Raw genomic sequence first — 11,495 nt, forward strand, 5'->3', positions numbered from 1 at the left:
CTTTTCAAAGTACCTACCTATTCAAGTACCCGCACCGTCACGGGTTCTACCACATCTTGCGCTATCCGGCGGATCTGGTCCAAGTTAGGCGCGCCGTTGTGGACGTAGTAGCGGTAGCGGGCCTGGTAGGTACCTCCGGGCGGGATGTAAAAAGCGCCGTCGACGATGGGCGCGTAGCACCAGTAGGGCATGTCGGGGTGGACGCGGATGGCCTGCGGATAGCGGTAGTTGTCGGGGAAGCCAAAGACCGTGAGTCCCGCCAGGCTCCCCGCCACCGTACCCGTGGCATCCACCCAGCGGGCGTGGGTGTGGTTGGCCGTTTGGTTATCGTGGCCGAGGTCGGTGAGGATCTGCCAGCGGTTGGTGAAGTGGGCGCTGTCGGTGCGGTTCCACTCGCGGCTACCCCGAAACGCCATGCCGCCGTAGGTGTATTTGTTCAAAAACAGCGTATCGCGGCTGGTGTTGGTTTGTTCGGTGGCAATGTCGAAGAGGAAGTAGTCGCTGAAGGGATAGACCGTCACCGTCCAGTTTTCGCGAAGTACCTCCCCGAAGGCCGTACTGACCGACCGCAACTGCGTCTTGAACCGCGACACCAATGTACCGTGGAAGAAATCCAGTACCTGTACGTGCTCCACGGTACCTTTGCGCAGGTGCTGGTTCCAGAAGTCCACCAGGCTGTCTTTGTAGGTCGTATTGACCCAGGCCGAAAAAAGCGCGTGGTGGTGCGTATGTCCCACGGGGAAATCGTCGGTAAGTACCTGCTGAGCGGGGCTATAGAGCGGATGAATAAAGCCGCTGCGCTTGTAGTAGTCGGGCTTGCCAGCGGGGGGAAGGGCTTCTTTCGTTTGGTAAAAAAAGACCGGCTTGGTACCTACGCTCACCCGGATACCCTCCGCCTGCTCATCCAAAAGTACCTTGGATTTAGGATTCTTTTTTAACCGTTCCGATTTGAGCGTAAAGGTAGCCCGGCTTTGGGCGGGAAGGGAGTCCAGCACAAAAAAGAGGGTAGCGGGATCCAGAAGCTGGGCCTCTACCCTCTTTTTGGTTTGGCTGGATTGCAGGTAATAATCGTAATCCGTAGACTGCCCCTCGGGCAACGTTACGTACACGGGCGTTTGCCGCCGGGCGTGCGGCCCCGCTTCTACTTCGATGCGAAGTGACTGGGCCTGAACCGGTAGCGACAGCCACCCGATCAAGGCCGCAAAAAGTACTTTTTTCATGCTTTTCTTTAAGGGATAAGGAATTCCCAAAGATAAGCATCTTATTTATCCGCCAAAATCGCTGCGGGCCAGCCGTACCTGAAGGCGTATGTCCACGGCCCGGTCGTTGGGATTGTTGCGACCGCCGCCCCCCACGCCTACTCCGACACCGCCGCCGCCCATGCCCATGCCCCCCATACCCATGCCACCCATGCCAATGCTCACGCGGGGCGAAATACCGCCCCCCTGCGACGAAGTACCTTCTACCTTAATGCCCATATCCAGGCTAGCTACCTGCTGCGGGTTGAAGCCCAGCATGGCGAAAGGAATGGAGATTTGTTCGGTAAGCTCGCCGTCGGCCAGGGCAATGTGCGAGCGGATGCCCGTGCTGCCGTTGACGAGGTTGATGAAGCGCTCGCCGCGCTGATCTTTCCAGATTGCCTCCTTGTTGAAGGCTTCCAGCATTCGGGCCATACCCAGGCTATTGGGCAGGTCTACGTCCATGCGGCGCAGGGCTTTTTTGTCGTCCCGGGTTACCACCGGAAACAGCAGCGAGGTAGCGCCGCCGCGCTTGCCCGCCGGGCTGAACGATAACCGCAGGCCGTTGGTGATGATCTGCTGGACCGTTTGCGGGTCGCGGGCTTTGAGGGTGATATACAGGTACTGATCGTCGTTGATGATGCCGTATTGCAGCCGCGAGCGCTGGTCCTGGCGGTCGGGCTTGACCTCGTCTACGTAGGAAAAAGGCGCATTCCACTTCGACTCATACGGTACTACTTTAGAGGAGCTGCAACCGGCCAGCCCAAGCAACAGCAAGAGCAGCCAGCTATTCCGATTATTTTTCATGTGGGTTCTTTATGGTATTGTTCATCTTCAATTAATAGAAACGAAACGAGCGCCTAATCATTACTTTCGGGCGGCGGAATTCGTGGCAAGGTACCCAAAGAAATTTCTCCCAAGTACCCCCAAAAAGCCCTTCCCAACGTTATCCTGACCGGCCCCCTACCATTCTCAAGTACGCATCGACCGTTCATCACTATTGCCAGGTACTTCAGGCTTGCGTGTAGGTACTTTGTGTAGTTGTTTTTAGGTTTTCCGTTTTCATGCAAAAAATCACCCTCTTCGCTCTTTTTTTCTTAGGTACTTTTCGCCTGCTGGCGCAGCAGGTACCCGTCCACCTCAAACTCACCGAGCCTTCCAAGTTACCCGTCATTGCCGCTACCGTTCAGGTGATGCAGGTACCCGACACCACCGTGGTGCAGTACGGCCTCACCGACACCCTGGGTACCCTCACGCTTTCGCTGACGGCGGGCAAGCCGTACCGGCTGGTGGCGAGCTCCGTAGGGTACCGCACGCTCCGGCAAACCTTCACCGTCACGACCGCCAAAAGTACCTTTACCTTTATCCTAAACGAAGAAAACCAGCAGCTACAGGAAGTGCGGGTCACGGCGGCGCGGCCCCTGCTGCGGCAGGAAGACGACAAGATGATCCTGGACCCGGAGCCACTCGTGAGTACCAGTACCAGCACGCTGGAGCTCCTGGAAAAAACGCCGGGCCTCTTCGTGGACCCCGACGGCAACGTGTACCTGAGCAGCACCACCCCGGCCACCATTTACATCAACGGCCGCGAGCAGCGCATGAGTACCGCCGACATTGCCTCCATGCTGAAAAGCCTGCCGCCCAACAGCATCTCACACATAGAAATTCTGCGGACGCCCTCGGCCAAGTACGACGCCAGTGGCAGCGGCGGCGTGGTGAACGTAGTCCTTAAGAAGGGCGTAAAAATAGGCCTGACGGGCTCGGTCAACGCCGCCCTGCACCAGGGCCGCTACGGCAACCAGATGCTGGGCGTCAACCTCACCAACCACGAGGGCCGCCGCCACTCCTACCTCAACCTCAACTACACCCACCGCAACAGCTACGAAAAAGTAGAAACCCAGCGCCTGCTGCCCAACGGCAACCGCATTGCGCAGCAAGCCTTTACCACTTTCCCGTCCGACGTCGCCTACGCGGGTTTTGGGTTTGGGTACGAATTTTCGCCCAAGTGGGAGGTCAACTACGACAGCCGGATCAACTACAACCTCAACAACTCGGCCTCGGTGAACGAGAGTGTCATCCGCGCGGCCAGCGGAGGTACCTTGCTGAGCGACAACACCAACTACCTCCAGAACCGCTCCAACGTGTTTTCGATGAGCCAGGGCGTAACCACCAAGTACAAGATCAACGAAGCGGGCTCGGAGCTCACCACCGATTTTTCGTACGGGTACTTTGAAAACAAAGGTACCCAGGCTTACCAGACGCTTTTTGAACTCCCCCAGGTTTCGGAGCTGGCGGGCAACGGGCACTGGACCAACCGCCGCCACGTCTGGGCCGGACAGGTAGATCTGCGCTACAAACTACCGAAGCAAATTACGCTCGAAACGGGGCTCAAAAGTACCTTTCAGGGTTTTCAGAGCGGCACTAACTACTTCGTGCAGCAGGGCGACCAGCTGGAAGTGGACGATTTCCGCACCAACACCTTTACCTACCGCGACAACATCAACGCGGCCTACGTGCAGGGCTCCAAAACCTTCGGGGCCTTCATCCTGAAAGTAGGTACCCGGCTCGAAAACACCATCATGCACGGGCGGCAGCGCATTCCGGCGGATACCTCCTTCCGCATCAACCGCACCGACCTCTTCCCCTACCTCTTCCTGAGCCGGAGCATTGGCAAAATAGCGGGTTGGGAGATGCGTAGCTACCTCGTGGCGCGGCGCTCCATCACGCGCCCGGCCTACGAGTACCTCAATCCGTTCGCGCGCTTCGTGGATCAGTACCTCTACGAAACGGGCAACCCGGCACTGCGGCCCCAGTTCACGCAAAATTTCGAAGTAAACATCAGCGTGGAAGAACGGCCCATTTTTGCCGTCGGTCGTAACTATACGCAGGATATTTTCACCAACGTACTCTACCAGGACCCGCAAAATCCCGCCCTAGCCTACCGCTCCTACGACAACCTGGGGCGGAACTCGGAGACCTACTTCCGGCTGCTGGGGGCCATTCCGCCCGGCCGAAAGTACTTCTTTGTGGTGGGCATGCAGTACAACTACAACGACTACCGGGGCGTCTACGAAGAGCGGCCGCTGGAGTTTCAGCGGGGTAGTATGTCGTTCTTCACCTTTCACCAGCTCAAAATCGACCCGCTCACCACGCTCAGCCTCAACGGGTTTTACCGCATGAAGGGGCAGCTGCAATTCTACGAGCTCAGCAATTTTGGCAACCTCAACCTGAACCTCAACCGCCAGCTCCTGAATAAAAAACTCCTGGCGAGCCTAAGCGTCACCGATTTGTTTTTTACCAATAAGTATGAGTTCACGCTCAACCAGGGGTCGGTTTCGGCCAGCGGGGCGCGCATCAACGACACCCGCCGGGTGGGGCTCAGCCTGCGGTACAATTTCGGCATTCGTAAAAAAGAAGAACGCTCGGGCATGCCCGACTTCGACTCGCTGGAACGCAACAGCCGGTAGGGGTACTTTATGTGAAAGTACGATCTAATTACCAAACCCCGTTCGTGGCTGGCTATTCTCATTTCTTGTTATTTGTCCGCAGCGCATCCCGTATTTTTATTTCTTTGTATTTTCGAACTATTTCCTTTGCTTCTTTAAAGGTTTCGTCGTAACTAATAGAGACGTCTCCTCCTATTTTTGTGGAATAGTCAAATCCATTTTCAACAAAAAATTTTACTACTTCCCATTTTTTGTCATCCGATTTTTGAGGTGGTTTAAATTTCTCGGACAAAAATGCCATAGCTTTTCCGCAATGAGGACAAACTTTATCGTACTTGAATTTCGTAAAATCTGTTCCTTGGCTAAATGCTATTTTACAATCTAGGCAAACTGATTTATATCCCATTTTATCAATTATTCAAAATTAAATCATTACTATGCTCGTTTTTAGCTCTCGCTCGCTTGCCGCTAACGATTGAGTTATCACCTATGGCCTGTTTAAAGCTAGTTCGCTATTCGCCCGAGATAAAGGTAGTGAAAAGCAGAAAAGTATTCGTCGCCTAGACAACGGCCTTAGATTATAGCATAGTGTTGTAGGTAGTTGTTTTTATTTAATCAATGAATTCAATTCTTCCATTTATCAATGTCATTGTTAGGCCATGTTCATTTTCCCAAGGCACTTTAAATATAAGCTGGAATATAATATCCTCTTTGTTTGAAACGTCAGAAAAGAAAACATAATCCAATTCTGCTTTTTTAAATGAATCATTTGAGTCTAAACATTGAAAGTATTCCCTATTTGCCAATTCAGTATTGCCGCCATAATTATCAACTAAAACTTGAGGAACAAAACCATAATCAATATTAGAAACGCATACATTGAAGTGGTCCCAAATTTCAGTTTTTATTTTTTCTTCTATTGAAATATCTAGCTTTAAGAATCCATTTAATCGTTTAACTTCTAATTCTGTAATATCATTTTCTTTATCATCCTTTTCAGAATAAATCCAAATTTTAACAATTCGGCTAAAGAGTTTAGAATATAGGCTAGTTTGATACACTCCAAATTCTTCCACATGCTCTAAATTTTCTAAGAATTCATCTCGTGTCATATTTTAAATATTGATTTATACCTTCTTATCTAATTATCTACAACGGCCGCGTATAAAAGCAGTGGCTGGGTTAACAGCGCTGCTGCTTCGGCCAAAACTTAAGATAATAAAAGGCGGTAAACTTTGCTACTCCAGAATACCAGCCATTGATTTTATATTGTGTTGGCAGTAGTTAACCTTCAACCATTGTCTGTCGTGAGCTCGATTTATCCAGTTATTTTTTAGGTTGAATTAACCATTATCTAAATAAAAGCCCTTCATCTCATGTATTTGTAGGCAAGAAATGTCAGTATTGATATAATCAAAGCCGCTGCCAAAAAGTTTGTGTGTGTCCCTTGAGGAAGATTATGTCCTGAAGCAATTGCCATCATCCATATGAATAGGTCCGCCAGTATTAATAATGTAAAAATTACCATTAGAATTCGCCTTACTAGGTTCATTTTACTGCCTGTCATTGTCGACTATGTGTGTCATTATATAAATTTCTGTCCACCAGTCTGCCTAATTACTGCCAACATTTGTATACACGAAACTAGTTTCGTGTATATCCGCTATAACCATAGCCATTTAGAATCGTTTGGAACTACTACAACTACCTAAGGAATGGTTTTTTAGCGGCTATCGAGCAAAGAGGAGTCTCACTCGTTGGGCGTAGTCTCCGACTACGTCCTGGTGTCACGCGGTCTCCGACTGAAGGACGGGATGGCGTAGACTGCCCTCGGTCTGAGACCGACGACGCACAAACGTAGTCGGAGACTACGCTTAGCAGTGAGTTTTAAATTGATTTTTGTCTCCAGTTATTCTCCATGCACTAAACTATTCTGAGTGAATTGCGACTAACGTTTTAGGCTTGGCAAAGGGCGGGATTTTAGCACAAATTTTCTACGAAGCATGTCTGCCCGCCTTTTGCCAAGCTGCTGTTAGCGGTTCGTACCTTTAAACTAAAATTTCTGTTTCAAAAAAATCCATTTCAGTTATTTTATATTTTGTTTTAGCATATTCAATAATTTCTTCCTTTATTTTCTGATAGTCTTGAACCCGCTTTTTGATAATATCCGTTCGGTCATATATTTTACTATGTTTCTTTTTCGCTAGCTCTGATAATTCAGTCAAGTCATTTACTTTAAGGTAAATAACTTCAGACAAGTTATATTTTTTTATTTCAATACATTTTTCAAATTCTATAAATTGATCTAATTCACCAAAAAAAGCTGTAAAAATATTGATTCTTTGCTCTTTAATTAATGCAGTCCAAAACGGGCACCAATATTCTTTTGGGATTATTTTGCCATCATTAATAAAGCTATTTATCTTCAAAGCAATTTCACTTTCACTCTTCAAAAAATCATTTCTTATTTTATTTCCCGAAACAATATTTATTTCCTTATCTGACACAAGCAATTGTTCAATTGGCGGAAACACAATTTCGGAAATGTTAAAACGGAAAATTATTTTGATTTCTGTCATTTATATTATCGATTTTGTATGACCGCTAACGGTTAGTATAAGCGGCGACGAAGGCCGTCGGCCGAGATGCCGCTTATACAGTGTTGTATGGCGTTGTTCTTTACAGGTTGCCACGCGCATTTCTTTTTCTGTTTTTAGCCTGATTTCAGAAAAGTAGCCCGAAAATGCAATCAAGTCCGTCCGACGCTTTGAATGCATTTTGCGCCAATTCCTGCTCAAACGCAACGTCAATTCTTCTTCATCAACTTCTGCTCCGACTTCTGGTCGAGGTCTGGTAACTTTGTTTTTAGCGTATAACTTTTAACTATTGCAAATATTAGAAGTACTACGAAGTGAAAAAGGACAATAAAATAAAAATACAATTCCCAAACTAAAGCGCCTCCATATTCGGAATGATAAATTCTGCCGTTGATGAAATAGATGGAATAAAGTAAAAGTATTATAGCATTAATAATATAAAACACTTTCTTTTTTTTCCATTCCACCAGAAAGTGATTTAAGAAAAACCCGCTAATCAAAGTAAAAAAAGCTATAAAGAGAGTGTTGCTAAATATTAATTCTATTATTTCTTTAGCTGTCATTTATTTATTTTTTCTATCAATGCCATACAACATCTGTATATACGAACCTAGGATCGTGTATATCCGCTACAATCATTTACAAACGATCACAACCACCCTTAACCCCTTTGTAACTAGTAGCCGACAACTAAAAGTACCTACGGCTGCGTATCAAATATATCCTTTGTCCTAGTAAAAGCGTAAATCCCTGGCATTTTCCTTTTCATTTCTAAAAGAAAATTTTATCCTGCGGCTCCTGTGCGCGTGGTCGTGTTGAATAGGGTACCCTGATGGATCGTTGAATACACGGCCGCGTTTCTTATTTACCCATCAAAAAGCCTGCCGAATCAGGGCCGTAGGCCCGCGATGTTTATAGCTAAGAGCCCACCCAAATCCGCCCACGTGCCGTTAGGTACGTAACGAGCGGTGGGGTTGCGTACCTACGGCACACCGACTCCCTCCCTAAGATCTTTTCTATACACCTTAGACCGCTACGCGGCCACTTATAGGTAGGGATCCGTAAATTAATTGCAAACGCTTCTGAATCGTAAAGCAAACCCTACAAGGTACTTTATAAACCTACAAATTCATCACCCTTTCCCGAAGCGCTCCCAGGCGGCGCGCTCCAGCTCTTCGCGGTGGTCGGGGTGCGCGATGTCGATCAGGGCGCGGGCACGCTGGGTGAGGTTGCGGCCGTACAGGCTGGCGGCCCCGTACTCCGTCACCACGTAGTTAACGTGCGCGCGGGTAGTCACCACCCCAGCGCCGGGTTTCATCATGGACACGATCTTGGATTCGCCCCGGGTAGTCACGGACGGCAACGCAATGATGGCCTTGCCTCCTTCCGAAAGCGAAGCGCCCCGGATAAAATCCATCTGCCCGCCCACGCCCGAATACAACCGCGAGCCAATGGAGTCGGCCCCGACCTGGCCGGTCAGGTCAATCTCGATGGCGCTGTTGATGGCCGTCACCTTGGGGTTTTTCCGGATCACGGCGGTGTCGTTGGTGTAGCAGGCCTCCAGCATGGATACCATCGGGTTGTCATCGACGAAGTCGTAGAGCGCCTGGCTGCCCATCAGGAAGCTGGATACCAGCTTGCCCGCGTGTTTTTTCTTGCGGGCGCCGTTAATTACCCCCGACTTTACGAGTTCGATCACGCCATCGGAAAACATCTCCGTGTGAAGGCCCAGGTCTTTGTGCTGGGTGAGGCAGCGCAGCGTGGCGTTGGGAATCCCCCCGATGCCTACCTGGAGCGTAGCGCCGTCTTCCACGAGGTCGGCTACGTGCCGCCCAATGGCCATCTCGATCGCGCTGGGTTCCTTGGGCGCGTGGCCGTGCAGGGGGCGTTCTTCGTAGTACATGGCACTAAACCGGCTCACGTGTACCTGCCCGTCGCCGTGGGTGCGGGGCATCATGGGGTTCACCAGCGCCACAACCGTTTTGGCGGTTTCGACGGCGGCCTTGGCCACATCCACCGACACGCCCAGGGAGCAGTACCCGTGGCGGTCGGGCGGCGATACCTGCACCAGGGCCACGTTGAGCGGCCAGATTCCCCGCCGAAACAGGTTTGGGGCTTCGCTCAGAAAAATAGGAATGTAGCTGGCGCGGCCTTCCGCCACGGCTTGGCGCAGATTGGCTCCGATAAATAGCGCGTTGGGATGAAAGGCGTCCTGGCAATCCGGCTCCGCGATGGGCATGGGGCCCTCCATGTGCAGGTGGATGGTCTGGACGTTACGCAGCTCGTCCTTACGAGCGGCCAGCGCTTCAATGAGGGGCGTGGGTGTAGCGGCGGCAGCGTGGATGAAGACATTGTCGTTGCTTTTGATCTGGCTTACGGCTTCTTCGGCACTAACGAAATTTTGCATGGGTAGTTACAAATGGTCTAAACGAATGGGCTGGATCGAAGGCCGACCCGTTGCCCGGCCAGGGATTGATCAGTTCTTGATACAGTAAGTTAACAATTCATCCTGCAAAGGTGTTGGCTCCTGCCCGGAGCCTTTATGAGCATTATCAGTAAGAAATAGCGGGGATGTCATTGTGCAGCCTGTCCGGCCTTGTCCTATCTACATAAACTGATTCAAAACAGCCTCCCCAGCCTCAACCTACTGACTATCTTACAGATACAACTTTCCATTACTATTAGAAAACCGGTAATGGCACACCAGATAAGGATTTTTTATAAGAATATTTGTTAAAATAGTCGAAATTATCTTTTCAGATAAAAAAAAGTATCTTACATTTGTTTACCATTTGAAAGAATGGCCTACCACTCGACGTTATAAACACATTGTTTTCTCCTTAGAGAAAGCAGTTTTGCCAAAATCTCACGTCCGCCAAACATTCTGCTAGTATTCCTAGCGCAATTACTATACTAACTACTGCTATTCATTGGTGCATCGGGTAACTGAGATCACTAGTTAGTTTCCTTACTATTTGGTGAAGATATTGGATCGAATGCTACTTAGATTTGTAGCTCGATTGTTTTTAACACTATACACACACATTCTAGTGAAGCCAGGTTCTTTTGGAAAAGTTCTGCTGTTGGCAGTACTTAACCTCGTAGGAGTAGTTGCGTACTCCGAAACACCTACTATCATCATCTCCCGCGTTTACCTTAGCTGCGTAGACGGTAATCTTGGTATTGACGTAGAATTTCAAAGCGCGGGGCAGGTTACGGCCAGCGCCGGAACGCTCGTGTCCAACGGAAGTCGTAACTACACGCTAAAAGGCCTCGCCGCCGGTGAGCTGGTGCTTATCGAGGCTGTCTCGGCTCAGGATACGGCTCGTCTTGAGTACCTGGTGCCGGTTGTGGAGCCTGCCCCTCTTCTTCCACCCCTGGTAGCCAGCCAGGTACTTTGCTCCGAAGACCCCACGCCGCCCCTGAGTGCATTCGTAGGTGAAAATCAAACGGTTGATTGGTACGATGCCCCTACGGACGGAAATCTTTTGGGTACTGGCTTAACATTCACCCCCGCTGCACCGGGGCGCTACTACGCCGAAACCCGCGATACAACCCGTAGCTGCTTCAACCGCAGCACCGAGCGGAGTGCGGTTCAGGTAGAGGTACTTCCCAAAACTTTATGCATTATCACGTCCGGAGAACGCCTCCGTTAGGTACCTTTGTGTTTTAGAAGCGGTTCAATATCCTTCTTATCTTAGGTACTTTTAAAACAACTTTTTCAAATGATTGCTTTACTAAAATCCTCCCTGGGGCGTTTGCGCATTGTGGGTTTTCTGGAGGGTATATCCTACCTGGTTTTGCTGGGTATTGCCATGCCGCTCAAGTACCTGGCCGGACAACCCGAGGCCGTGCGGGTGGTGGGTATGGCCCACGGGCTGCTGTTTGTCGCCTACGTGCTGCTGGTCATCCAGGTAACGATTGAGCTGGGCTGGTCGTGGCGGAAGGCTTTTCTGGCGTTTGTGGCTTCGCTGATTCCTTTTGGCACCTTCTACGCCGATGTGAAGTGGTTTCGGGAATAAAGGCAATGGGTGTAGGGCCGTGGGCGTAGGGTACTTTTGGAAAGTACCCGTCCAAGCTCTCTTTCTCTCGCGGAGAAAGGGCCGGGGATAGAGGCTTTATAATGGCCTCCATCCCATTGCGGCCTAAGCAAGCTGAGGGTACTTTGAACTCTAAACTACCCTCAGCGCTTGCAGTAGAATGTATCCCCAGCT

Annotated in this window: 9 protein-coding genes; 3 read left to right on the forward strand and 6 right to left on the reverse strand. The window is 49.9% G+C overall.

Annotation, left to right across the window (positions count from 1 at the left end; all coding sequences use genetic code 11):
- Positions 1-17: 17 nt before the first annotated feature.
- Together HNQ92_RS10445 and HNQ92_RS10450 are read right to left on the reverse strand one after the other, a co-directional pair.
- A complete protein-coding gene (locus HNQ92_RS10445) occupies positions 18-1,220 on the reverse strand; it encodes a DUF6807 domain-containing protein (protein WP_184173960.1) in 1,203 nt (400 codons plus the stop codon).
- A gap of 45 nt (positions 1,221-1,265) precedes the next feature.
- Positions 1,266-2,045 (reverse strand): hypothetical protein, encoded by a 780-nt coding sequence (locus HNQ92_RS10450; RefSeq protein ID WP_184173962.1) that lies wholly within the window; start codon positions 2,043-2,045, stop codon positions 1,266-1,268.
- 257 nt (positions 2,046-2,302) lie between these two features.
- Between HNQ92_RS10450 and HNQ92_RS10455 the strand changes: the two genes are divergently transcribed.
- Entirely contained in the window at positions 2,303-4,705 is a 2,403-nt protein-coding gene (locus HNQ92_RS10455; RefSeq protein ID WP_184173964.1) for an outer membrane beta-barrel protein, read from the forward strand.
- 58 nt (positions 4,706-4,763) lie between these two features.
- Here the strand turns inward: HNQ92_RS10455 and HNQ92_RS10460 are convergent, their stop codons facing one another.
- The 4 genes from HNQ92_RS10460 to HNQ92_RS10475 all read right to left on the reverse strand — a co-directional run bounded on the left by HNQ92_RS10460 (position 4,764) and on the right by HNQ92_RS10475 (position 9,688).
- Complete coding sequence (locus HNQ92_RS10460; protein ID WP_221307430.1) at positions 4,764-5,090, reverse strand: hypothetical protein; 327 nt, start codon at positions 5,088-5,090, stop codon at positions 4,764-4,766.
- A 205-nt stretch (positions 5,091-5,295) separates the two neighbouring features.
- On the reverse strand, positions 5,296-5,796 hold the full coding sequence (locus HNQ92_RS10465) for a DUF6985 domain-containing protein (protein WP_184173968.1): 501 nt from the start codon (positions 5,794-5,796) through the stop codon (positions 5,296-5,298).
- A gap of 936 nt (positions 5,797-6,732) precedes the next feature.
- The gene (locus tag HNQ92_RS10470) at positions 6,733-7,263 is read right to left on the reverse strand and encodes a nucleoside monophosphate kinase (RefSeq protein ID WP_184173970.1); all 531 of its coding nucleotides are present in this window, start codon (positions 7,261-7,263) and stop codon (positions 6,733-6,735) included.
- A 1,150-nt stretch (positions 7,264-8,413) separates the two neighbouring features.
- Positions 8,414-9,688 (reverse strand): acetyl-CoA hydrolase/transferase family protein, encoded by a 1,275-nt coding sequence (locus tag HNQ92_RS10475; protein WP_184173973.1) that lies wholly within the window; start codon positions 9,686-9,688, stop codon positions 8,414-8,416.
- Between the two features lie 676 nt (positions 9,689-10,364).
- Between HNQ92_RS10475 and HNQ92_RS10480 the strand changes: the two genes are divergently transcribed.
- Positions 10,365-10,937 (forward strand): immunoglobulin domain-containing protein, encoded by a 573-nt coding sequence (locus HNQ92_RS10480; RefSeq protein ID WP_184173975.1) that lies wholly within the window; start codon positions 10,365-10,367, stop codon positions 10,935-10,937.
- Positions 10,938-11,006: 69 nt separating this feature from the next.
- A complete protein-coding gene (locus HNQ92_RS10485; RefSeq protein WP_184173977.1) occupies positions 11,007-11,303 on the forward strand; it encodes a DUF3817 domain-containing protein in 297 nt (98 codons plus the stop codon).
- Positions 11,304-11,495: the final 192 nt, after the last annotated feature.

Source organism: Rhabdobacter roseus (assembly GCF_014202275.1).
Taxonomy (GTDB): Bacteria; Bacteroidota; Bacteroidia; order Cytophagales; family Spirosomataceae; genus Rhabdobacter; species Rhabdobacter roseus.